The sequence below is a fragment of the Trabulsiella odontotermitis genome (genome assembly GCF_001188485.1).
GTDB lineage: Bacteria > Pseudomonadota > Gammaproteobacteria > Enterobacterales > Enterobacteriaceae > Trabulsiella > Trabulsiella odontotermitis_A.
On record NZ_JNGH01000087.1, the window covers coordinates 1 to 24,109 of the forward strand.

A 24,109-nucleotide genomic window follows, 5' to 3' on the forward strand; every position below is an offset into this window, starting at 1 on the left:
TCAGCAGCCGCGCACGCACCGCGTCGCCCAGCCGGTCAGCCTGCTCGTGGGTCGCGAGGCCGACATAGAGCGTCACAATGCTGGCAGCGGAAAACAGCGCAGGCTGCTCGCGTCGCCAGTCATAATCACGGAAACAGCCGCCCTCGTCGTCCCACATGTAGCGGGTCACCGCGTCACGGCGCTGGGTCGCTTTCTGACGAAACAGCGCTTCGGTTTCCTGATCGCCTTTTAAACCGGAAATATTGGCAATCGTGTTTTCCAGTTTGAACAGAAACGCGTTCAAATCGATCGGCACAAACTGGGTGGTGCGAATGCTCGCCAGGCGCGTGGTGTCCCGCAGCCAGCGCGAGGAATAGTCCCAGCCGGAGGCCGCCCCGGCGCGTAAATCCCGATAAACTTCGTTCGGCGGGCGGCCGGGATCCGGGCGGTTTCTACGTCCTCAAGCCAGGATTCGTCACGCGGCGTGTCGCGGTCATCCCAGTAGCGGTTGAGCAGCGAGCCGTCCGGCATGCGCACCACGTGGCGATAGGCCTGATTGGGCAGCAGCGACTCAGCACCGTCCATCCAGAACTGATACTCCAGCTTCAGATGGTCGAGATAGCGCCGCGCGCCGCGCACGCCATCTTCCTCAAACAGCTCCACCATTAGCGCGAACACCGGCGGCTGTGAACGGCTGAGATAGTAGGTGCGATTGCCGTTAGGGATGTGGCCGTAGCGCTCAATCATCCAGGCAAAGTTATCCGCCATGCATTTCAGCAGATCTTCGCGGCCGCTCTCCGCCAGCCCCAGCATGGAGAAATAGGAGTCCCAGTAATAGGTCTCGCCAAATCGCCCGCCGGGAACAATGTACGACTGCGGCAGCGGCAGGAGNATGTGCTCTTTCAGCGAGTTCTCGGGATTGGAAACGTACTCGTTGTCATGCGTTTCCGGTAACCAGAAATGGTTCTCAATAAACTGCGCCAAATCGAAGTCCCGGTGTCGTCTGACTTTCCGGTAACGGATCAAAATATCCAGCGGATCCATTTTCGGTGCGCAGTCGGGGAAGGTTTTGCTGTCGGCAAACAGACGCGACGACTGCACGCGTTCGAACAGTTCAAGGTAACGATCGGCAGGGGTTAACGCATCGGAGGCGGGAAGCCCCTCGATCATCTCCGGCTCGGGTTCTGCTTCGATCATTTCATCCAGTTTTAACTCGCAAGGATCGATTTCGTAGCAGACTTCGGCCTCCACTGGCGGCATTTCTGGCTCATCGATGCGTAGATTCTGGTTGAACATAACGATTCAGACCTCCGGGGTTGTAGGTTCAAAAACAGGTTTTTGCAGGTCACATATTAAGCGTAGACATTCGCTTCGGTGCCTGGGATAAGAGGAATCAGAATTGGGCGTTTTCAGGCCGTGAAAAGGGCGATATGCAAAGAAATGATACAAAAATCCCCTCAGATGAGGGGATTTTGCGAAGCGGCTTAGCGCATCGTCACAAACTCTTCTGCGGCCGTCGGGTGAATGGCGACGGTGTTGTCGAAGTCTTTCTTGGTCGCGCCCATTTTCAGTGCTACCGCAAAGCCCTGCAGCATTTCGTCCATACCGAAACCAATGCCGTGGATACCGACAATTTTCTCTTCCGGGCCGACACACACCAGCTTCATACGGCACGGCTGGCGGTGAGAGGTCACGGCGGTGTACATGGCGGTGAAGGAGGATTTATACACCTTCACGGCGTCATCGCCGTACTGCTCGCGCGCCTGCGGTTCGGTTAGCCCGACGGTGCCGATTGGCGGGTGGCTGAAGACCACGGTCGGAATGTTGCTGTAGTCCAGATGCTCGTCCGGCTTGTTGTTAAACAGGCGTTCAGAGAGACGACGACCGGCAGCCACGGCGACCGGCGTCAGTTCAACCGCACCGGTGTTATCGCCCACGGCGTAGATGCCCGGCACGCTGGTGTTCTGGAACTTATCGACAACAATGTAGCCTTTGTCGTTAGTTTTCACGCCCGTCGCGGCCAGGTTGAAGTTGTCGGTGGCCGGTTCACGACCAATCGCCCAGATCAGGCTGTCGACGGTCTGGCTACGGCCATCTTCCAGCTCCAGCGTCAGGCTGCCATCGGCGTTTTTCACCACCGCTTTCGGGACAGAATTTGTGTGCAGCGTCGGGCCTTCCGCAGCCATCACCTCAACCAGCGTTTCGGTAATCATCGGGTCAAAGGAACGCAGCGGCGCGTGTTTACGCACGAACAGGTGCGTTTCAGCGCCCAGACCGTTAATCACGCCAGCCAGTTCGACGGCGATATAGCCTGCACCTACCACGGCAACGCGTTTCGGCAGCGCTGGCAGGGCNNCCGACCAGGCGTTCCCAGTCAAAATGATTGATGGTGGTATCGAAACCGTAATCCGGGCCATACATATGAATCGCTTCGCGGATCTGCGCCGCATGCCACATGACTTTTTTCGGCACGCAACCGACGTTCACGCAGGTGCCGCCCAGCGCTTTCGCTTCGATCAGCGCGCATTTCTGGCCGTACATGGCGGCACGGTTGATCGAGGCGATACCGCCGCTGCCGCCGCCGATGGCGATGTAGTCATAATGCTTGCTCATGGGTCTTATCCTTAATTTCTGATTGCCGCGATTGTATACCTGATATCAATAGCTTCCACCTATGACTGCGATTACTCAGGGACGATCCAGCTCACGGAGGTATGCCCGGTGCCAGTCGGCACCAGTTTACGATGCAGCCACGGCAGCACATTGTTCATCTGCTGCTCCAGTTTCCACGGCGGGTTGATCACAATCATGCCGGAGGCCGTCATACCGCGCATATCGCTGTCCGGGCGCACCGCCAGCTCGATTTGCAGAATCCGGCGAATGCCAGTGGCTTCCAGTTCTTTAATCATGCGTTTGATTTGCGCGCGCAGCACCACCGGGTACCACAGCGCGTAGGTGCCGGTGGCAAAGCGTTTATAGCCTTCGCTGATGCCGGTGACCACCGCCTGATAATCAGTTTTGATTTCATATGGCGGGTCAATGAGTACCAGACCGCGGCGCGACACCGGCGGCAGTTTGGCTTTCAGTTGCTGATAACCGTCGGCTTTTTCGACGCGCGCGCGGTCGTCTTTCTGGAATTCAGATCGTAGCAGCGGGAAATCGCTCGGATGCAGCTCGGTGAGCTGGAGGCTGTCCTGCTCGCGCAGCAACTGACGGGCGATCAGCGGCGAGCCCGGGTAGTAGCGCAACTGGCCGCTGCGGTTGAAATGATTCACTACGCCAATGTACGACTCCAGCTCGCTCGGCAGGTCGTCCTGTTGCCAGATACGTGCGATACCTTCCAGATATTCACCGGTGCGTTCCGCATGTTCGCCACTCAGTTGATAGCGTCCGGCACCGGCGTGGGTATCGAGATAGAGAAACGGTTTCTCTTTCTCTTTCAGCGCGTCGATGATCAGGCTCTGAACGGTATGTTTAAGAACGTCGGCGTGGTTGCCTGCGTGGAAGCTGTGGCGATAACTGAGCATGGAGATAAAATTCCGGAAATGAAAAATCGATTTGCGACAGTTTACCGCAGATCGGGTCAGATTACCCGCAACCCGGTAAGCGGTTATCCAGGCTGACAGCATTGAAATCCTCTACACTTGACCCCATGCTAGATCTCAACGTAAAAGCGCCAGCCTGCGCGCTTAACTCAAACAATTCAACAGGACAGCGCTTATGACCAATCCATTACTCACGCCTTTCGCTTTGCCGCCGTTTTCCCGCATTCTGCCTGAGCACGTAGTGCCCGCGGTGTCGAAAGCGCTGGATGCGTGCCGTGACGCGGTAGAAAGCGTGGTCGCGCAGGGCGCGCCGTATACCTGGGATAATCTTTGCCAGCCGCTGGCGGAAGTGGACGATCGTCTGGGGCGCATCTTCTCGCCGGTAAGCCACCTGAATTCCGTCAAAAACAGCCCTGAACTGCGTGAAGCTTATGAACAAACCCTGCCGCTGCTCTCCGAGTACAGCACCTGGGTCGGCCAGCACGAAGGGTTGTATAACGCGTATCGCGATCTGCGCGACGGCGATCATTACGCCGGGTTGAACACCGCGCAGAAAAAAGCGGTGGATAACGCGCTGCGTGATTTTGAGCTGTCCGGCATTGGTTTGCCGAAAGAGAAACAAAAACGCTACGGCGAAATCGCCGCGCGCCTGTCCGAGCTCGGCAATCAGTACAGCAATAACGTGCTCGACGCGACCATGGGCTGGACAAAGCTTATCACCGATGAAAGCGAACTCGCCGGGATGCCGGAAAGCGCGCTGGCAGCGGCGAAAGCGCAGGCCGAGGCCAAAGAGCAGCAGGGTTATCTGCTGACGCTGGATATCCCGAGCTACCTGCCGGTGATGACGTATTGTGACAACCAGGCACTGCGCGAAGAGATGTATCGCGCCTATACCACCCGCGCCTCCGACCAGGGGCCGAACGCGGGCAAATGGGACAACAGCCCGGTGATGGAAGAAATCCTCGCTCTGCGTCACGAACTGGCGCAACTGCTGGGCTTTGAAAGCTACGCCTTTAAATCGCTGGCGACCAAAATGGCGGAAAACCCGCAGCAGGTGCTCGACTTCCTGACCGATCTGGCGAAACGCGCTCGTCCGCAGGGGGAAAAAGAGCTGGCGCAGCTGCGTGCGTATGCCAAAGCCGAATTTGGCGTGGACGAACTGCAGCCGTGGGATATCGCGTATTACAGCGAAAAACAGAAACAGCATCTCTACAGCATCAGCGATGAGCAGCTGCGTCCGTATTTCCCGGAAAACAAAGCCGTCAACGGCCTGTTCGAAGTGGTGAAACGCATTTACGGCATCACCGCCAAAGAGCGTACCGACATTGACGTCTGGCACCCGGAAGTGCGTTTCTTCGAGCTGTATGACGACAATAACGAACTGCGCGGCAGCTTCTATCTCGATCTCTACGCTCGTGAGCACAAGCGCGGCGGCGCATGGATGGACGACTGCGTCGGCCAGATGCGTAAAGCCGACGGCTCACTGCAAAAACCGGTCGCTTACCTGACCTGTAACTTTAACCGCCCGGTAAACGGGAAACCGGCGCTGTTTACCCACGACGAAGTGATCACCCTGTTCCACGAATTCGGTCACGGTCTGCACCACATGCTGACCCGCATTGAAACCGCCGGGGTTTCCGGCATCAGCGGCGTGCCGTGGGATGCGGTCGAACTGCCGAGCCAGTTTATGGAAAACTGGTGCTGGGAGCCGGACGCGCTGGCGTTCATCTCCGGCCACTACGAAACCGGCGAACCGCTGCCAAAAGCACTGCTGGATAAAATGCTGGCGGCGAAAAACTACCAGGCGGCGATGTTTATTCTGCGTCAGCTGGAGTTCGGCCTGTTCGATTTCCGTCTGCACGCCGAATTCAGCCCGGCACAGGGGGCGAAAATCCTCGAGACGCTGGCGGAAATCAAAAAACAGGTCGCTGTGATCCCTGGCCCGGCCTGGGGCCGCTTCCCGCACGCCTTCAGCCACATTTTTGCGGGTGGCTATGCGGCGGGCTACTACAGCTACCTGTGGGCCGACGTGCTGGCGGCGGATGCCTACTCCCGTTTCGAAGAAGAGGGGATTTTCAATCGCGAAACCGGACAATCGTTCCTCGACAACATTCTGACCCGCGGTGGTTCTGAAGAGCCGATGGATCTGTTCAAACGCTTCCGTGGCCGCGAACCGCAGCTGGACGCGATGCTTGAGCATTACGGCATCAAAGGTTAAGCGTGACGTGAAGATCTGCTTAATTGACGAGACAGGCGCCGGAGACGGCGCCTTATCTGTTCTGGCGGCCCGCTGGGGGCTGGAACACGATGCCGATAACCAGATGGCGCTGGTATTAACGCCTGAGCATCTGGAACTGCGTAAGCGCGATGAGCCAAAGCTCGGCGGTATTTTCGTTGATTTCGTCGGCGGCGCGATGGCGCACCGGCGCAAATTTGGCGGCGGTCGTGGCGAGGCGGTTGCCAAAGCGGTAGGCATTAAGGGCGATTATCTGCCGGACGTGGTGGATGCCACGGCGGGCTTAGGGCGCGATGCGTTTGTGCTGGCGTCAGTGGGCTGCCGCGTGCGAATGCTGGAGCGCAATCCGGTGGTCGCGGCGCTGCTCGACGACGGATTAACGCGCGGCTACGCGGACCCGGAAATCGGCCCGTGGTTGCAGGAACGTTTGCAACTGATTCATGCCTCGAGCCTGACGGCGCTGACCGACATCACGCCGCGCCCGCAGGTGGTGTATCTCGATCCGATGTTCCCGCACAAGCAGAAAAGCGCGCTGGTGAAAAAAGAGATGCGGGTGTTTCAGTCGCTGGTGGGGCCGGATCTCGACGCCGACGGATTGTTATTGCCGGCGCAGCGTCTGGCGACNGTCGCCACCAAAGGCCACCGCTTTGATATTTACCCCGGAACCCCGTAGACCCGTTAAGCGTGGCGCTATCGGGCCTACAGCGTCACGCCTGTTCTGACGGCGTATTAATCATCTTGTTCAGCCACGGTACCAGAATTGCCATCACCACGGTTACCGCCAGCGTCACCAGCCCGATTTTACTGAACACACTGGTGTAGATCGGCAGCGTCTGCAGCGGATCGGTGATGTTTTCCGGTACGGCGGTGAAGGTGGCGACATAACCGCCGAGCAGGAACGCCGCGGCCTGCGTCAGGAACCACATCCCGAGAATAAAGCCCATCAGATGCTGCGGCACCAGCGCGGCCACCATCGCCAGCCCCAGGGCGCTGATCAGCAACTCGCCAAGACTCTGGAACAGATAGACCAGCACGATAAACCACGGTGACGTCAGCCCCTGCGCATCAGCAAACCACATGCCTGCGGCCGCGGCGGTCAGGAAGCCGAGCGCGCAGAGGAACATCCCAAGGGTAAATTTCATCGGCATGGTGAGGTCTTTGCCCCGACTGCCCAGACGGGTGTAAATCGCTGCCAGCACCGGACTCGCCACCACCACCCAGAACGGGTTCAGCGCCTGGAAACTGACCGGGTTGATGGCAAAGCCGAGGATTTCATGGTGCACGTTGTTGATGGCGAAGAAGTTCAGCGAGGTCGGCATCTGCGCGTAGAGGATATAAAACAGCACCGCTTCGAGCATCAGGATGAACGCGACAATCATCTTGTTGCGGCCGGTTTTATCCAGACGGAACGCCTCACGGAAGAAGAAAATCGTCACCACGATGGAAAGCACAATCAGCACCAGGTTGGCGATTTTGACGTTATGCATCAGCCAGGCGCAGAGAAATACCATCGCTACCGTGCCGATCAGCACCAGCAGCAGGTTTTTGAAATTCATCGGCAGATGGTCAGGCTCAGAACCGATATCTTTCACCATGCCGCGGCAGGCGAAATAAACCAGCAGCGCCACGATCAGACCGGCGCCGCACAGGTTGTAGGTCACCGCATAGCCGAACTTGTCGGCAATCACCGGTGCCAGCGACAGCGACAGCAGCGAGCCGATGTTGATGGACATATAAAACAGGGTGAACGCCCCGTCGAGACGCGGATCTTTAGGCGGATAGCATTTCGACAGCAGGCTGGCGGGGTTGGCTTTGAACAGCCCGTTACCGACCGCAATGGTCCCCAGCGCGATGAAAATCAGATCCGGCTTTAGCAGCGATAACCCGGTCATGAAATACCCAATCGCCAGCACTATAGCGCCCAGCACTAACGTTCGTTTCGTTCCCAACAGGTGGTCGCCCACGTAACCACCGATGGAGATCAGGCCGTAAACCAGCGCTGCAAAGGCACCAAAGGTGATGAAGGCCTGCTCCTGTGAAAAACCTAACTGCTTAACGAAAAAGACCGCCAGGATGCCCTGTACGCCGTAATAGCCGAACCGTTCCCACAATTCGACAAAGAAAATCATGAAGAAAGGGCGAGGCTGCTGCATTAATCCCACGGAGGGAGAGGTGTTCATGTTCTGTCGTCCTTATTAACCAACCCACAAAAGTATGAGCGCATGCGGATAAATGTGCGAAGTCTGCAATCATTGAAACACAATGCTGTCATGTGTCTATGCAGTAGAGTATTAGATTGGATAATAAGGAAACAACCAATAGATCACACTAATTATCTTCAGTGTGCCAAAGCAATATTTTTATCAGGGGGCGTAAAAATGAAAAAGCCCGCACGAGGCGGGCATCTGGCGGCAAGCGAGAGAGATTATTCGTCTTCCTCGTCGCGTAACGGGACAATCAGCATATCAACGTGAACGGTGTTGATCAGCTGGCGTGCTGAGGACATCAGCTTGCTCCAGAAGTCCTGGTGGTGACCACACACCACCAAATCCATGTCATATTTTTTAATCGCATCAACCAGGACCTGACCCAGATCGCCGCTACCGCTCAGGGTTTCCGTGATCGGATAGCCCGCGTTGGTGGACAGCTCAGTCAGTGCGTGGTGAGTCTCTTCAGAAATGCGTTTCTGCATATCACCCAGATTGACGTCGATAAGGCCGGTGTAGAGATCGGAGTAATTCACATCAACATGAATCAGGGAAACTTTCGCGTTGTACGGGCGTGCCATCGAGACCGCTTTGTCTACCAGCACTTTACTTTCCGGAGACAGATCTACCGCGATAAGAATGTGTTTGTAAGCCATAGTGTTACTCCTTCCTTAAGTTATCGATGACTAATTTTAGTAAACAACTCCACCATAAAACGACCCACAAGTTACGTCAATGTGACTTGCTTACCAATTAGTTAATCAAATTTATCCGCCAGGGGTATTGATAACGGTTAACCTTGTGGTAAAAAATTTAACTCATCTCCTACACTATTTAATAAGCCGGTTAGACATTATTTTGTGACCGGCTTCGCACTCTTTCACTGAACTGGTCTGGGTATGGGGAGCGGTAGTCCTGGGGGTTACCCCGTGGGCGGGTCGCCGGGGAGGAGTTATGATCAGCACTGTTGCGCTGTTTTGGGCCCTGTGTATCGTTTGTGTCGTGAATATGGCGCGTTACTTCTCATCTTTGCGCGCACTATTAGTGGTTCTGCGTGGTTGCGATCCCTTGCTCTATCAGTACGTTGACGGTGGTGGATTCTTCACTTCGCACGGTCAGCCCAGTAAGCAAATGCGTCTGGTGTGGTACATCTACGCGCAGCGCTACCGCGACCATCACGACGAAGAGTTCATCCGCCGGTGCGAGCGCGTTCGCGGTCAGTTTATTTTGACCAGCGCACTTTGTGGTCTGGTGATTGTCAGTCTGATTGCATTGCTGATGTGGCACTGAGACGAATAAAAAAACGGGTCAGTTTCCTGACCCGTTTTCTCGCATTGCCTGAAAAAGCTTAGATGATCTTCAGCGAAATCCAGTACAGCACGCCAGACAGCACAATCGAAGCCGGTAACGTAAAGACCCAGGCCATCAGAATGTTGGTCACGGTCTTCCTTTGCAGCCCGCCGCCGTCCACGATCATCGTCCCCGCCACGGAGGAAGAGAGGACGTGCGTGGTGGAGACCGGCATCCCGGTGTAGCTGGCAAGTCCGATGGAGACCGCCGCCGTCATCTGGGCTGACATGCCCTGCGCGTAGGTCATCCCTTTCTTACCAATCTTTTCACCGATGGTGGTCGCCACGCGACGCCAGCCAATCATCGTACCTATGCCCAGCGCCAGCGCCACGGCCATGATGATCCACACCGGCGCGTATTCGATGGTGCTCAGCATGTCGGTTTTCAGTTTCTTCAGCAGGCGCTGATCGTCACCGTTAACATCCGGCAGCTTCGCGACTTTGTCTGTGGTATCAGAGATACACAGCAAAATGCGGCGCAGCTGGCTGCGTTGCTCAACGGAGAGTTTGTTGTAGCTTTCGACGTTGGTCAGCAAGCCTTTGGTACGTTCCAGCGCATTGATGGTGTTAGCCGGATGGCAGTGGAATTCCGTATTCGCTGCCACACCAGGTTCCGGCGACGGGATCAACTGCTCAGCGCCAATCGCTTTGGTTAACAGTTCAGGACGCTGCTGGAAGAACAGCTCCACGTTGTTGACCGCATCGCGGGTACGCGTGATTTCGTATCCGGACGCGTTCATGTTGACCACGAATCCTGCCGGTGCCACGCCAATCAACACCAGCATCACCAGACCAATGCCCTTCTGACCATCGTTCGCGCCGTGCGAAAACGCGACGCCAACGGCCGACAGGATCAGCGCGATACGCGTCCAGAACGGCGGCTTTTTCTTGCCGTCTTTCTTCTCACGCTCTGCAGGGGTCAGGTGAATACGTGCCTTCTTCTTTGTGTTGCTCCAGTAGCGGCGCAGGATAAAGATCAGGCCGCCCGCGAACACCAGCCCGACGACAGGCGAGAAAATCAGGGACGCAAAAATGCTGATAACTTTAGGGATATTCAGTGCATCCACCACCGAGGTGCCGGTCATCAGCGCGTTGGTCAAACCAATCCCGATGATAGCGCCAATCAGCGTGTGGGAGCTTGAAGCCGGCAGGCCGAAGTACCAGGTCCCGAGGTTCCAGATAATCGCCGCCAGCAGCATGGAGAACACCATGGCGAGACCATGTGCAGACCCCATGTTCAACAGCAGATCGGTTGGCAGCATATGCACAATGGCATAAGCCACGCTCAATCCACCCAGCAGTACACCGAAAAAGTTGAAAATCGCGGCCATCGCGACCGCAATTTGCGATCGCAGTGCGCGAGTATAAATCACTGTAGCCACTGCGTTTGCCGTGTCGTGGAAGCCGTTGATCGCTTCGTAAAACAGAACAAAACCCAGAGCAAGCAATAATAACAGCCCGGTATGTAAATCCAGGCCGGCAAACAAATGTAGCATAGGACGTTACGCCATTTTGAGGACATGAACGCGGCGCATTATCAGGGACATTCGCAGCGTGGGCAAAGTGAAATATAGACTTTTTTTGATTTCCCTACAGGTAAGTCAAATCACTGTCAGGAATTATCCTAGTATTTTCAATGTACTACTTGTGTGACAGAATTTTTACGCTGGTGCGACCAGCGTGGAATATTTACAATTCCCGACATTCAAAAGTGAGGATTGTCGTGTGGAAAGGTTTGATGCCATTGTAGTAGGCGCCGGTGCGGCGGGGATGTTTTGCGCAGCGCAGGCGGGGCAGGCGGGTTGTCGCGTGCTGCTGGTCGATAATGGCAAGAAGCCTGGCCGCAAGATTTTGATGTCTGGTGGCGGTCGCTGCAACTTTACCAACATGTACGTTGAGCCTGCGGCGTATCTCAGCCAGAACCCCCATTTCTGTAAATCGGCGCTGGCGCGCTACACCCAATGGGATTTTATCGATCTGGTGGGCAAGCACGGCATTGCCTGGCATGAAAAAACGCTGGGCCAGCTGTTCTGCGATGACGCCGCCGATCAAATCGTAAAAATGCTGGTGGATGAGTGCGAAAAGGGCAACGTCACGATGCGTCTGCGCACCGAGATCCTCAGCGTGGAACGCGACGACGACGGCTATACGTTGCAACTGAACGGTGAGACGGTAGCGGCGAAAAAACTGGTGATTGCCAGCGGTGGGCTGTCGATGCCGGGTCTTGGCGCCACGCCGTTCGGCTATAAAATCGCCGAGCAGTTCGGCCTGAAGGTGCTGCCGACGCGCGCGGGTCTGGTGCCATTCACCTTGCATAAGCCGCTGCTGGAACAGCTACAGGTGCTTTCTGGCGTGTCGGTGCCTGCGGTTATCACCGCCGAAGACGGCACGGTCTTTCGCGAAAGCCTGCTCTTTACCCACCGTGGGCTTTCCGGCCCGGCGGTGCTGCAAATCTCCAGCTACTGGCAGTCCGGCGAATACGTCAGCATCAACCTGCTGCCTGAGTGCGATCTGGACGCTTTTCTCAATGAACAGCGCAGCGCACATCCGAATCAGAGTCTGAAAAACACACTGGCAATGCAGCTACCGAAACGGCTGGTGGAATGCCTGCAACAGCTCGGGCAGATTCCCGACGTCACGCTGAAACAGCTCAATATGCGCGATCAGCAAACGCTGGTGGAAACACTCACCGAATGGCGCGTCCAGCCTAACGGCACCGAAGGCTATCGCACCGCCGAAGTGACCCTCGGCGGCGTCGACACTAACGAACTCTCTTCCCGCACCATGGAAGCCCGCAACGTGCCCGGCCTTTACTTTATTGGCGAAGTCATGGACGTCACCGGCTGGCTCGGCGGCTACAACTTCCAGTGGGCCTGGTCGTCCGCCTGGGCATGCGCGCAGGCGCTGGTTGAGGAGTAAAAGAAGCATGTCCGGCACGGGTTCTTTCCTGCGCCCGTAGCGTATATGATGTTGCCGACAAGCCTTTCCACTCTTTTGCCCGGAACGCCATGAAAGCATCGCAAACGTCTATTGCTGAGTCACTGACCCAACGCCTCGCTAACCGTATGATCCACGGCGATCTCAAGCCTGGGCTGGCGCTGCCGGGTGAAAATGAGCTGGCGACGGAGTATGGCGTCTCCCGCACCTCGGTACGCAATGCGCTGCAGTTTCTGGCGGCGAAAGGGCTTATCTCCATTCAGGCGAAAAAACGCTCGACGGTCAACCCACGCGAGCTGTGGAACCTGCTGGACGCCGATATGCTCAACTGGCTGGCGGGAGGCGAGGNNGAACAGCTGATGGTCACGCGTCTGGTGTTTGAACCGAACGTTGCAACCCTCGCCGCGATGAACGCCACCGGGCACGATCTGGCGGCGATGGAAGATGCGCTTCACCTTATGCGCCAGGGCCAGCTCAGTGCGCAGGGCGATGTGTTTGAAGCGGGCGACATGGCGTTTCACCACGCGCTGCTGCGCGCCACCCATAACCCGTTTCTGTTGACCCTCGGCAACGCGCTGTCGGCGGCGATGGCGCTCTCGTTTCGCCAGACGCTGGAAAAAGATGTGCGCCAGACCAAAACGGCAGTGGACGATCATTACCTGCTGCTGGAAGCCATTCGCCTTAAACAGCCTGAACAGGCGCGCCAGCAGATGCGTACTATCCTGCTGAATGCCGCGCGCAAGCGCATCTGGCAGGATCGCCCTGAGATGTTCGATCTGATCGTCTGATTCCCCGTTAATGTAATTTCGATCTGCTTCACAGATCGCGATTTCGCTTTGCTCTAGCATTCTTGTATTACAAGATTAACTTATTTGTATTACATGATATGAAAAACAACTGGATCGCCATTGACTGGGGTACGACCAACTTTCGTGCCTTTCTGCTGGAAAATAATCAGGTCATTGATCGCCTGTCTGAGCCTTGCGGCTTACTGTCCGTCAAAGAGGCGCAGTTTGCCGTCACGCTGCAGCGTCTGCTGTCGCCGTGGCTGGGGGCCTTACGCGCCATTGCCTGCGGGCGCGGGCAATCTCGTTGACGGCGCTTACGCCTTCCGGACGCCGTGGGGCAGCCCGGGGTGGATTATCCCCGGCGTGAACGGCACCAGCCGCTACGGTCAGCCTGACGTAATGCGCGGCGAAGAAATCCAGCTGCTGGGCCTCGCGGTGCTGCATCCGGCGGAAAAACACCTCGCCCTGCTGCCGGGCACGCACAGCAAACAGGCGCGAATGGTCCACGGCGAGATCATCGATTTTTCCACCTTTATGACCGGCGAGCTGTTTTCCCTGCTAAGCGAACAATCGCTCCTGGGACGCGACCTGCCACTGCAAACGCCGCACGATGCCAGTTTTGCCCTCGGCGTGGAAACCTCTGATTTTCTCCGCACGCACGCGCCGTCTGAATGGCGAGGTGGCGACGGAACACGTTCACAGTTATCTCTCCGGCCTGCTGATTGGTCATGAACTGGCGGCGCTTGAGGCCGAGCGTCTCGCGTGGGTGGTGGGTTCGCCAGCGTTGACGGCGCGTTATCTGCAGGCGGCGGAGATCGTCGGCCTGACGCTGACCGCCGTGGATGGCGACCACTGCTTTCTGCACGGGCTCGGCCTGCTGCGTTCACTGATTCAGGAGAAAATCGCATGACCCCGGAACGTTTTTTTGCCCGCTGGCGTGAAGAGCCGCTGCCGCTGATCGCCATTCTGCGTGGCATCACGCCACCCGACGCGCAGGCCGCCGCTGAAATCCTGCTGTCGTGCGGTTTTCACTGGCTGGGAGTGCCGCCTNNCGTATGAATCCATTCGCCTGATGCGCGATGCAATCAACGGACGGGCGTTCGTCGGTGCGGGCACGGTGCTGACACCGGAACAGGTGGATCGTGTCGCGGACTGCGGCGGGCAATTGATTATTTCACCCAACTGCGACGAACAGGTAATTCACCATTCGCGCGAAAAAGGGCTTATCAGCCTGCCGGGGATCATGACCCCCAGCGAGGCGTTTGCCGCGCTACGCGCCGGGGCCAGCGGGCTGAAATTTTTCCCTGCCGAGCAGGTGTCACCTGCGCTGTTGAAAGCCTTTCGCGCGGTATTGCCCGCAGATGTTGCCTGTCTGCCGGTCGGTGGCATTCAGCCGGATGCACAGCAAATGCAGCGTTACGTGCAGGCAGGCGCGAACGGTTTCGGGCTGGGCGGCGGGCTGTATCAGGCGGGCATGAGCATGGCGCAATTGCGCGCCCGTGCGACGGCCTACCAGCAAGCCTGGCGCAATGTTGCGGAGTAATGCAATGAACCCGATTCACGTTGTCGGTGATTACCGTGCGCAGCTGGGAGAAACTCCGGTATGGTGCGAGCGCAGCCGCTCTCTGCTGTGGGTGGATATTGTGGCCGGCAAGCTGCTGCGCCACTGGCCGGAAGAGGCGGCCCGCATCGATATCCGCGAGATGCCGCGATTCACCAGCGCGGTGCTGCTGACCGATGACGAAGAACAATTTCTGGTAGTCAGTCAGGCGGGAATTTCGCTGTATGACTACCAACACGCACGGTTTACACCAGTGTGTGACTGGCCGGAAACGCAGGAAACGCGCCCGAACGAAGCCGCCATCGCACCGGACGGCGCGCTGTGGTTCAGTTCAATGGATGTGCAGGCGCAGCGCAGCATCGGCGGCTGGTATCGCCTCTCGGGGGTGAACACCGCGCCGCAAAAGCTGCTGGCCGCGCAAGGAGTACCCAACACCCTGATCTGGTGGCAGGACGAGATCTGGTTCGCCGACTCGCTCAACGCCTGTTTTTATCGTGCGACGTTCGCTGACGATTCACTCCTCATTCACCAGTGCTATCCGGTGGCAGGCACGCCTGATGGCTCAGCGCTGACGCGTGATGGCCTGCTGATTAACGCCCGCTGGGGCGAAGCGAAGCTGGTATGTGACGAGTTGCATCAGGACGCGCTCACTGAAACCAACGTACTGGCGCTGCCGGTACGTCAGCCGAGCAGTTGCACCTTTGGCGGTGACACGCTCAGCGATCTCTACATCACTTCCGCCCGGGACGGGCTGCGTCAGCCGCAGGCCATCGACGGCGCACTACTCAAAATAACCACAACGATGACGGGCCAGCCCGCCCGCCGGTTCCGTCTTTAACTCCTTTTACCCTCAAGGCATGACGATGAGTACATTAACTACACCCGCAACGACAAACCGGCAGACGATCCTCGTCTGCTTCCTCGCCGCGCTGGCCGGACTGCTGTTCGGTCTTGATATGGGCGTTATCGCCGGAGCGCTGCCGTTTCTCGCCCAGGAATTTACCCTCAGCAGCCACAGTCAGGAAATCGTGGTCAGCGTGATGATGTTCGGTGCCGCGCTCGGTGCGCTGTGCAGCGGCCCGATGTCGTCGATGCTCGGGCGACGCAAAAGCCTGTTGACCGGTGCGCTGTTGTTTGTGGTGGGCTCCGTGGGCTGCGCCGTGGCGCCGGATCTCTCCGTGCTGGTGATTTCGCGTTTTATCCTCGGTCTGGCAGTCGGCGTGGCGTCGTTTACCGCGCCGCTCTATCTCTCTGAGATCGCGCCGGAACGCATTCGCGGCAGCATGATTTCGTTGTACCAGCTGATGATCACTATCGGCATTCTGGCCGCGTTTCTCTCAGACACCGCGTTCAGCGCGAGTGGTCACTGGCGCTGGATGCTCGGCATCATCACCTTCCCGGCGCTGGTGTTGTTCATCGGCGTGTTAACGTTGCCTGAAAGTCCGCGCTGGCTGGCGATGAAAGATCGCCATGAGCTGGCGGAAAAGGTGCTTAAGCTGCTGCGCAACAGCGATCGGGAAGCGCGCGAGGAGCTGGCGCAAATCCGCGAAAGCGTGAAGATGAAACAGCGTGGGTGGCAACTGTTCCGCCATAACCCGCATTTTCGCCGTTCGACGTACCTCGGCGTGCTGTTGCAGTTCATGCAGCAGTTTACCGGCATGACCGTCATCATGTATTACGCACCGAAAATCTTTGAAATCGCAGGCTTTACCACCACCCGCGAGCAGATGTGGGGCACGGTGATTGCCGGGCTGACCAACGTGCTGGCGACCTTTATCGCTATCGGCCTGGTGGATCGCTGGGGACGCAAACCGATCCTCAAACTCGGTTTCTCGGTGATGGCGATGTGCATGGGGCTGCTCGGCTACCTGTTTTACAGCGGCATCAGCGCGGGTGCAGAACAGTATGTCGCCGTCGCCGTGCTGCTGATTTTCATCACCGGGTTTGCGATGAGCGCCGGGCCGCTGATTTGGGTGCTGTGCTCGGAAATCCAGCCGCTGGCGGGGCGTGATTTTGGCGTCACCTGCTCAACGATGGCGAACTGGATCGCCAATATGATTATCGGTGCCACCTTCCTGACCCTCATCGACACCATTGGTAGCCCGAACACCTTCTGGCTGTATGCTCTGCTGAACGTGGTCTGCATCGTACTGACGCTGGTCTTTGTCCCGGAAACCAAAAACATCTCGCTGGAAAGCATTGAGCGCAACCTGATGCGTGGCGCGGCGCTACGTCATATCGGGCAGCCGCCGCACGTCAGCGAGGTGATAACAACAGAAAGGAGCCTCTGACGTGAAAACCCCTGAAAATCAGGCTTACCGCAAAGTGACCCGACGGCTGATACCGTTCCTCATTCTTTGCTATTTCTTTGCCTATCTCGATCGTGTGAACGTCGGGTTTGCCAAACTGCACATGCAGGACGCACTGAATTTCAGCGAGACAGTGTACGGCTTCGGCGCCGGTATTTTCTTCATTGGCTATTTCCTGTTTGAGCTGCCGAGCAATCTGTTGATGCAGCGCTTCGGACCACGCTTCTGGATCGCCCGCATCATGGTGACCTGGGCGGTGCTGTCGGCGGGCATGATGTTTGTCACCACGCCCACGCAGTTTTACGTGCTGCGTTTCCTGCTCGGCGTAGCGGAAGCCGGGTTCTTTCCGGGGATCGTCTTTTATCTGACGCTGTGGTTCCCTTCCTGGCGCTCGGCTCGCACGCTGGGGTTGTTTATCCTGGTTACTCCGCTGTCGACGATTATCGGCAGCCCGCTGTCGGGGCTGATCCTCAAGCTGTTTGAAAGCGTTGGCGGCTTGCACAACTGGCAGTGGCTGTTCCTGGTGGAAGCCATTCCGTCATTCCTGCTGGCGTTCGTGGTGCTGCGCTATCTCGACAACGATGTGAAATCTGCGAAATGGCTCAGCGATGATGAAAAACAGCTGATCCTGAACGATCTGGCGAAAGATGCGTACAACCGTGAACAGGCCAGCCACGGCAAGGTCGACAGCAGCCTGAGAGCGATGTTCAACAACGGTTACGTCTGGCTGCTGGCACTGGTGTTTTTCAGTTTCAACATCGGTTACTACGGCATCAACTTCTGGCTGCCGTCGATCATTAAAAGCTCCGGCGTCAGCGACGATCTGCTGATTGGCCTGCTGGCGGCGCTGCCCTATGTGTTCGGCGCGGCGTTTATGGTGTGGAACAGCCGCCATTCTGACGTTAAACAGGAACGCCGCTGGCATATCGCCATTCCGGCCATTATCGGCGGCGTCGGGTTGGCGCTGAGCGCGTACTGCAGCGGCTCCACCTTCTGGATGATGGCGTGGATCTGCGTCGCCATGTCCGGCACCCTGGCGCTGATCCCCACCTATATCAGCCTGCCCGGCGCCATGCTCTCCGGCACGGCGGCCGCGGCAGGTATCGCGCTGGTGAACTCGGTCGGCAATCTCGCCGGTTTCTTCGGCCCGACGGTACTTGGCTGGCTGAAAGACACCACCGGTAGCACCGACATCGGCCTGTACATTCTGGCGGGCTTCCTGCTCCTGTGCGCGCCGCTGATCCTGGCGCTGCCTGCGCGACTGGCAAACCCGACGCGCCACCGACCCTCTGAACACCCCACCGTGCAGCCTGACGCTGCCGGTAATACTTATCGCTAAACGCTAAAGAGAACGTTATGAAGAGTGAATGTGGAGGATGTGCCAGCTGTGGCACGCATTTCAACCCAATCCTCGAAGGAGACAACGGCGCACTGAAACGCGCGCTGTATAAATCGATGGGGCATACGGATGAACAGCTGCGCCGCCCGGTGATCGCCGTGGTGAACAGCTACACCAACGCCACCGCCGGGCACGTGAATCTGAATGAACTCACCGCAAACGTGCTGAAAGGCATTGAAGAGGCGGGCGGCGTCGGCATGGTGTTCGGCACCATCGCGCCCTGCGACGGCATCGCCGAAGGGCATCTCGGGATGCGCTATATCCTCGCCGCGCGTGAAGTGATTGCCGCCTCCATCGAAACCATGATGCGCGCCCATCGCTTCGACGGCATGGTGCTGCTCGGCTCGTGCGACAAAATCGTACCGGCGATGCTGATGGCGGCGGCGCGGCTGGATATTCCGGCGATCATGGTCAACGGCGGCCCGATGTACCCGGCGGAATACAAAGGCAAACACTGGGACGGCAATATTGTCACCGAAGCGGTGGGCTGGAAGGCGCGCGGCGAGATCACCGACGCCGAATTTGCCCATATCGAAAACATCGCCGAACCGGGTCCCGGTTCCTGCACCATGTACGGCACGGCCAACACCATGTGCGCCATCGCTGAAGTGCTTGGCATGAGCCTGCCGGGCAGCAGCATGTTGCCCGCCATTTCCACCGCCCGCCGTGAGTGCGCGCAGGAATCCGGACGGCAGGCGGTCAGGCTGGTGCGCGACGGCGTCAACNGCCGCTCGCGACCTTTGACGCTCTCAGCCATCAGGTACCGCTGGTGGCCTCGCTCTACCCGGCATCGGAATACGACATGATCGATTTCTACGAGGCGGGCGGCGTGCCGGCGGTCGAACAGGAAATCGCCGCGCTGATGCGTCCGAACGCGTTAACGGTCGTCGGTAAAACGAAAGGTCAGTTGTTAGCGGAAGGCCACCACACGTCGCGGCCAGAAGTGATCCACACGCTGGCGATCCCGGTGCGCAACGAGGCGGGGGGGGNNGGCAGCGTGCTGGTGCTGCGCTACGAAGGACCCAAAGGCGGGCCGGGCATGCCGGAAATGTACCGTCCGATGAAATCGCTCGAAGGGATGGGGCTTTCTGACAGCTGCGCGCTGATCACCGACGGGCGGTTTTCCGGCTCGAACCGGGGGCTGTTTGTTGGTCATATTTCGCCGGAAGCGATCGACGGCGGCGCGCTGGGGCTGATTGAAGACGGCGATGAGGTGTCGATTGATATTCCAGGCCGCACGCTGACGCTACACGTGGATGACGCAACGCTCGCCGCCCGTCGCGAAGAGTGGCAGGCGCTCCNNACCTGCGGCGCAGGGCGCGGTACTGGCGGACGGGGAGACCGAATAATGAACATGCATTACACGGCCAGTGAAATCGTCGGCGTCAATCCGATTGTCGCCATGCCATTTACCCCGAACGGGGAGATCGACGAGCGCAGCTTTGTCGCCCTGCTCGAACACCTGGCGTCTACCGGCGCGCAGGGAACCACGCTGTTTGGCATCGCCAGCGAATTCCCCAAACTTGAAGATCGTGAGCGCGAGCGGCTGGTGCAGATCTTTATCAGCACGCTGGCGGGAAGCGCGATGTACCGGGCGATGTCGGTCACCGATCACAGTACAGACGTGGCGGTTAAGCGCGCCCGTTATTACGCTGAACGGGGCGCTGATGATATTCCGGTGATGGTGCAGTACGCCCCTGGCGAAACCGGGCTTGCCATCACGCCGCAACAGCTGGCTGCCGTGGCGGATCGTTACCCGCATGCGGTGTTCAAAATCGAATGCAATCCGCCGGTCGACTACACCCGCGAGTTTCTCGCGCAGGCGCCGCAGNGACGAGCACGACCAGGCGCAGGCGCTGCATCAGGCGTTGCTGCCGTACATTCAGTGCTGGATGCGTCACTGCGAATACATCATTCAGGCAGAGAAAACGATCCTGATGCGTCGCGGGATTATCGCCAGCGATTATTGCCGCCGTCCGGGCTGGCAACTGAGTGCGGACGATAACGCGCTTATAGACGCATTTATCACGCAGTTTGCATTATCCACTGCGGCCAACCGCCGCTAACGGAGCAGGTATGAATCAGGCAACAACCCCGCGCGTCGTCATCGTGACGGGCGCCAGTCAGGGGATCGGTCAGGCAATTGCTGAGACCTTTCTGCGTAATGGCGATATCGTCATTGGTTGCGCGTTTTCCGCGCTGAACAACGCGCCGCTGGCGCAAAAAATGCTGGCCGACTGGCCGGCGCGTTTTTTCTATCATTCCGTGGACGTCACCCAGACCGCACAGATCAAGCAGTTCATCAGCGAGGCCGAACAGCGGTTTGGCCGCATCGATGTGCTGGTGTCGAACGCCGGGAAAAACGTATTTAAAGGTATCGATTGTGACGAAAGCGACTGGTCGCGCAATTTCGACCTCAACCTGCGTTCACACTGGTATCTGGCGAAATGCGCGTGGCCGGCGCTGCAGAAAAGCCACGGCGTGATCCTGGTCATGACCTCCAACCACGCGTTTTCTACCATGCCAGGCTGCGCACCTTATAACATCAGCAAGCGGGCGCTGCTGTCGCTGGTGCAAAGCCTGACGATCGAATGGGGGCCGGAGATCCGTACCGTGGGCATTGCGCCAGGATTTATCGATACGGACGGCAATCAGGCGTGGTTTGATGCCCACCCGGATGCGCAACGGGCGCGCGAAAAGACCGTCAAAAAGCATCCGGTTGGTCGCATCGGGCGGCCCGATGAAGTGGGCGAGCTGTGTCTCTATTTAGCCAGTGAGAAAGCCGGGTTTATCGCCGGGACCACCATCGTGATGGACGGTGGTCGCAGCGCCATCATGCAGGATGAGGACGACGCGTAACCTTATTCGTCACCTTCGGCGGTCAGGCACTGCAAATGGCCGTGTCTGACGCCGCGTTCGGCAATCATCTCATCGGCGAAATGCTTAATCTCATGCATATTGCCCTTCAGCACTGCAATCTCCAGGCAGTCCTCGTGGCTGATGTGGACGTGCAGCGTCGCCACCGATAAATCGTGGTGGTGATGCTGGCTGGAGACCAGACGGCTCGCCAGATCGCGCTTTTCATGCTCATACACGTACGAGAGCACTGCGTAGCCCTGGCGGTCGGCCTGCTGGCTTTTCTCCTGCACCAGCGCGTTACGCAAAATATCGCGAATGGCCTCGGAACGGTTGCGATAGCCGTGGTGCTCGCTGAGCGCATCCAGTGTGGTCAACAGGTCGTCATCGAGCGTAATGGTCACGCGCTGCATGCGAGTTTTCCTTCAGTCAGGGTGGCGGGAAACGCAGGCAGCACGGCGCGCTGAAGCGCCTGTCCTGCCGCAGAATGAAAACGAAGCGGCGACTGCACGGCGGTGGTTTCCACCAGTTGCCCGTGCTCCATCACCATCACTCGCTGGCAAAAACGTTCGACCAGCCGCAGGTCGTGGGTGATGAACAGACAGGCGACGCCGGAGTGCTGTTGCAGGCGCTTCAGCAGGCGGATAATCCCTGCCTGCAGAACGAGATCGAGACTGGAAACGGCTTCGTCGAGGATCAACAGCTTCGGTTCGACAATCAGCGCCCGCGCCAGGCAGACCCGCTGGAGCTGACCGCCGCTGAGCTGCGGTGGCCGCTTGTCGAGCAGCGACAGATCCAGTTCAACCGCCTCCATCATCGCGGCGATTTTTTGCTGCTGTTCCTGGCGCGAACAGCGCAGCAGATGGCGCAGCGGCTCACGGATAATCTCGCGCACGGTTTTGCGCGGGTTTACGGCGCTGAGCGCATCCTGAAACACCATCTGTACGTCACGATGAAAATCACGCCGTGCCTCGCCTTTCAGCGCGGACAGCGGTTTGCCCTGCCACAGCATCGCGCCTGTGGTCGGAGTTTCAAGCCCCACCAGCAGCCGCGCCAGCGTGCTTTTTCCACAGCCGCTGCGCCCCAGTAACGCGACAGTTTCGCCACGGTTGAGCGTAAAGGTCACGTCGTTCAGCACATCGGCATGCCGGGGATAACCGTGATTCAACTGGCGAACGGTGAACAGATTCATTGGGGAAGCTCCATGCCATACAGCGCCAGATGCGCTGCCAGTAGCTGACGGGTCACCGGGTGCTGCGGTGCGGAAAAAATCGCCTCGACGTCGTTGTGTTCCACGATACGCCCGTTTTCCATCACTGCGACCTTATCGGCCAGCCGTGCGGCAACGCCCATATCGTGAGTCACCAGCAGCAGCCCCGGTCGGCGGGTCTGCATCAGCGAATCCAGCAGATCGAGAATACGCGCCTGGGCGACGGCGTCGAGATCGGTGGTCGGTTCATCGGCGATGATAAACGGCGCGTCGCTGAGCACCGCCATCGCCATCATCATGCGTTGCAGCATCCCGCCGCTCATTTCGAACGGGTAGAGCGCCAGCACGCTGCGGGGATTGTCCAGCCCGACGCTCTCCATCGCGGCGAGCAGCGTGGCGTCATCGAGCGGTTTTCCCAGCGCGCGACAGGTTTCACGTGCATGCGTCGCCATGGTGTAGAGCGGGTTAAAGGCGCTGCGCGGGTTTTGCATGATCGTCGCGACGGTGGTGCCGCGAAGCGACGCAGGTGACACCGGTTGTTGGTCTGCCCGTACCTCACCCGCCGTCTGGCGCACACCCGCCGGTAATACCCCCAGCGCCGCCGCGCAGGTCAGCGATTTTCCGCTGCCGCTGCCGCCGAGCAACGCCAGTACGCGGCCTTTGCGCAGGGTCAGCGACACGCCGTGCACCAGCGGCCTGTCGGCATGCAATGTGATGTTGTGCAGATCCAGTTGCGTGATCATCCGTGGCTGTGCTCCGCATTCAGGTACGGGTCGAGACGATCGCGCAGCGCGTCGCCCGTCATGTTAAAGGCCATCACACTGATGAACAGCGCCAGCCCCGGCCACAGCATCTGTAGCGGCTGTGTCCAGATGTACTGCCGCGCGTCGTTGATCATCACGCCCCATTCCGCCGTCGGCGCAGTGACGCCGAGGCCGAGAAAAGACATTCCCGCAACGTGCAGCATCATGTGACCGATATCGAGCGTCGCCAGCACCAGCAGCGATGGCATCACCGCCCCCGCCAGATGACTGATAAACACCTGCACGTGGCTGGCCCCGCTCAGACGGGACGCCAGCACAAATTCACGGTGGCGCAGGGAGAGCACCAGATTGCGCACCATGCGGGCATACCACGCCCAGTGCGACAGGGCGATGGCGATAATCACGTTGGTTAAGCCGGTGCCGAGCACGCCAACCATAAAGAAAGAGAGGATCGCCGTCGGAAAGGTCATGAACATATCGGCGACGCGCATGATGGTTTGATCCACGCGACCGCCGAGCAGACCGGCGCTGCCGCCAAGGGTCAGGCCGAGAGCGAGGATCAGTACCAGGCAGATCATCACCGAGCCGAGCGACACGCGGGTGGCGGCGAGCAGGCGGGAGAAAATATCACGCCCGAGGTGATCGGTGCCNGCAGCACGATAATGATCATCGCCAGGCGAACGGGCCAGCGCGCGGTCAGAAAAACGTTCATGCCTGCACTCCTTCATGACGACGAATGCGCGGGTCGAGCGCCGCGTTCAGCACGTCCACCGTCAGGTTGCACAGCACGAACACGGTCACCATCAGCAGGGTGAAACACTGGATCACCGGATAGTCGCGGTTGAAGATGGCCGACACGGCATAGCGCCCGACGCCGGGCCAGGCAAAGATGTTTTCGATGATCATCGTGCCGCCAATCAGTTCGCCGATGTGCATACCGATGGCGGTGACCACCGGCAGCGTGGCGTT

General features: G+C 58.4%; 19 protein-coding genes and 5 pseudogenes. 13 read left to right on the forward strand and 11 right to left on the reverse strand.

Annotation, left to right across the window (positions count from 1 at the left end; translation table 11 throughout):
- The 3 genes and pseudogenes from treF to GM30_RS11985 form a co-directional block, all read right to left on the reverse strand.
- Positions 1-1,275: pseudogene (gene treF, locus GM30_RS11975) on the reverse strand (alpha,alpha-trehalase TreF); the annotation flags it as partial.
- Positions 1,276-1,463: 188 nt separating this feature from the next.
- A pseudogene (gene gorA, locus GM30_RS11980) lies at positions 1,464-2,592 on the reverse strand (glutathione-disulfide reductase).
- Between the two features lie 71 nt (positions 2,593-2,663).
- Positions 2,664-3,506, reverse strand: a complete 843-nt coding sequence (locus GM30_RS11985) for a 23S rRNA (adenine(2030)-N(6))-methyltransferase RlmJ (protein ID WP_049848824.1) — start codon at positions 3,504-3,506, stop codon at positions 2,664-2,666.
- A gap of 193 nt (positions 3,507-3,699) precedes the next feature.
- On the opposite strand from GM30_RS11985, the gene prlC reads away from it, so the two are divergent.
- Both prlC and rsmJ read left to right on the forward strand, forming a co-directional pair.
- A complete protein-coding gene (prlC, locus tag GM30_RS11990) occupies positions 3,700-5,742 on the forward strand; it encodes an oligopeptidase A (protein ID WP_049848806.1) in 2,043 nt (680 codons plus the stop codon).
- Positions 5,743-5,749: 7 nt separating this feature from the next.
- Positions 5,750-6,433, forward strand: a complete 684-nt coding sequence (gene rsmJ / locus GM30_RS11995) for a 16S rRNA (guanine(1516)-N(2))-methyltransferase RsmJ (RefSeq protein WP_072094103.1) — start codon at positions 5,750-5,752, stop codon at positions 6,431-6,433.
- A gap of 34 nt (positions 6,434-6,467) precedes the next feature.
- Here the strand turns inward: rsmJ and dtpB are convergent, their stop codons facing one another.
- Together dtpB and uspA are read right to left on the reverse strand one after the other, a co-directional pair.
- Positions 6,468-7,940 carry a dipeptide/tripeptide permease DtpB gene (gene dtpB, locus GM30_RS12000; RefSeq protein ID WP_049848807.1) on the reverse strand — a complete coding sequence of 491 codons (1,473 nt, stop codon included), beginning with the start codon at positions 7,938-7,940 and terminating at the stop codon, positions 6,468-6,470.
- 245 nt (positions 7,941-8,185) lie between these two features.
- Entirely contained in the window at positions 8,186-8,623 is a 438-nt protein-coding gene (gene uspA / locus GM30_RS12005) for a universal stress protein UspA (protein ID WP_049848808.1), read from the reverse strand.
- Positions 8,624-8,921: 298 nt separating this feature from the next.
- On the opposite strand from uspA, the gene uspB reads away from it, so the two are divergent.
- Positions 8,922-9,257: a universal stress protein UspB gene (gene uspB / locus GM30_RS12010; RefSeq protein WP_049848809.1), complete on the forward strand. Its 336-nt coding sequence runs from the start codon at positions 8,922-8,924 to the stop codon at positions 9,255-9,257.
- Between the two features lie 58 nt (positions 9,258-9,315).
- Here the strand turns inward: uspB and pitA are convergent, their stop codons facing one another.
- Positions 9,316-10,812 carry an inorganic phosphate transporter PitA gene (gene pitA, locus GM30_RS12015; RefSeq protein WP_049848810.1) on the reverse strand — a complete coding sequence of 499 codons (1,497 nt, stop codon included), beginning with the start codon at positions 10,810-10,812 and terminating at the stop codon, positions 9,316-9,318.
- A gap of 229 nt (positions 10,813-11,041) precedes the next feature.
- On the opposite strand from pitA, the gene GM30_RS12020 reads away from it, so the two are divergent.
- From GM30_RS12020 to GM30_RS12075, 10 genes and pseudogenes are all read left to right on the forward strand, one after another.
- Positions 11,042-12,235: a BaiN/RdsA family NAD(P)/FAD-dependent oxidoreductase gene (locus tag GM30_RS12020; RefSeq protein ID WP_049848811.1), complete on the forward strand. Its 1,194-nt coding sequence runs from the start codon at positions 11,042-11,044 to the stop codon at positions 12,233-12,235.
- Between the two features lie 89 nt (positions 12,236-12,324).
- Positions 12,325-13,041 carry a FadR/GntR family transcriptional regulator gene (locus tag GM30_RS12025; protein WP_049848812.1) on the forward strand — a complete coding sequence of 239 codons (717 nt, stop codon included), beginning with the start codon at positions 12,325-12,327 and terminating at the stop codon, positions 13,039-13,041.
- 98 nt (positions 13,042-13,139) lie between these two features.
- A pseudogene (locus tag GM30_RS24375) lies at positions 13,140-13,951 on the forward strand (2-dehydro-3-deoxygalactonokinase).
- Between the two features lie 162 nt (positions 13,952-14,113).
- A complete protein-coding gene (locus GM30_RS12045; RefSeq protein ID WP_238582640.1) occupies positions 14,114-14,584 on the forward strand; it encodes a beta/alpha barrel domain-containing protein in 471 nt (156 codons plus the stop codon).
- Positions 14,585-14,588: 4 nt separating this feature from the next.
- Positions 14,589-15,440, forward strand: a complete 852-nt coding sequence (locus GM30_RS12050) for an SMP-30/gluconolactonase/LRE family protein (RefSeq protein WP_080993425.1) — start codon at positions 14,589-14,591, stop codon at positions 15,438-15,440.
- 25 nt (positions 15,441-15,465) lie between these two features.
- A complete protein-coding gene (locus GM30_RS12055; protein WP_238582641.1) occupies positions 15,466-16,893 on the forward strand; it encodes a sugar porter family MFS transporter in 1,428 nt (475 codons plus the stop codon).
- Position 16,894: 1 nt separating this feature from the next.
- Positions 16,895-18,250, forward strand: a complete 1,356-nt coding sequence (locus tag GM30_RS12060) for an MFS transporter (RefSeq protein WP_049848818.1) — start codon at positions 16,895-16,897, stop codon at positions 18,248-18,250.
- Positions 18,251-18,267: 17 nt separating this feature from the next.
- Positions 18,268-19,659 (forward strand): annotated as a pseudogene (locus GM30_RS24380) (dihydroxy-acid dehydratase domain-containing protein).
- A gap of 53 nt (positions 19,660-19,712) precedes the next feature.
- Entirely contained in the window at positions 19,713-20,315 is a 603-nt protein-coding gene (locus GM30_RS12070; RefSeq protein ID WP_238582642.1) for a dihydrodipicolinate synthase family protein, read from the forward strand.
- Positions 20,316-20,386: 71 nt separating this feature from the next.
- Positions 20,387-21,169 (forward strand): SDR family NAD(P)-dependent oxidoreductase, encoded by a 783-nt coding sequence (locus tag GM30_RS12075; protein ID WP_049848820.1) that lies wholly within the window; start codon positions 20,387-20,389, stop codon positions 21,167-21,169.
- A gap of 2 nt (positions 21,170-21,171) precedes the next feature.
- Here the strand turns inward: GM30_RS12075 and nikR are convergent, their stop codons facing one another.
- The 5 genes and pseudogenes from nikR to GM30_RS12100 all read right to left on the reverse strand — a co-directional run.
- On the reverse strand, positions 21,172-21,579 hold the full coding sequence (nikR, locus tag GM30_RS12080; protein WP_049848821.1) for a nickel-responsive transcriptional regulator NikR: 408 nt from the start codon (positions 21,577-21,579) through the stop codon (positions 21,172-21,174).
- Positions 21,567-22,358, reverse strand: coding sequence for a nickel import ATP-binding protein NikE (gene nikE / locus GM30_RS12085; protein ID WP_049848822.1), 792 nt, complete (start codon positions 22,356-22,358; stop codon positions 21,567-21,569). The genes nikR and nikE overlap by 13 nt, the downstream gene beginning before the upstream one ends.
- Positions 22,355-23,119 carry a nickel import ATP-binding protein NikD gene (gene nikD, locus GM30_RS12090; RefSeq protein WP_049848823.1) on the reverse strand — a complete coding sequence of 255 codons (765 nt, stop codon included), beginning with the start codon at positions 23,117-23,119 and terminating at the stop codon, positions 22,355-22,357. The genes nikE and nikD overlap by 4 nt, the downstream gene beginning before the upstream one ends.
- Positions 23,116-23,852 (reverse strand): annotated as a pseudogene (nikC, locus tag GM30_RS12095) (nickel ABC transporter permease subunit NikC). Before nikC ends, nikD begins: the two are co-directional and overlap by 4 nt.
- On the reverse strand, positions 23,849-24,109 hold a 261-nt coding region (locus GM30_RS12100; protein WP_155483966.1), incomplete at its 5' end, for an ABC transporter permease subunit. The gene GM30_RS12100 and the pseudogene nikC, both read right to left, overlap by 4 nt.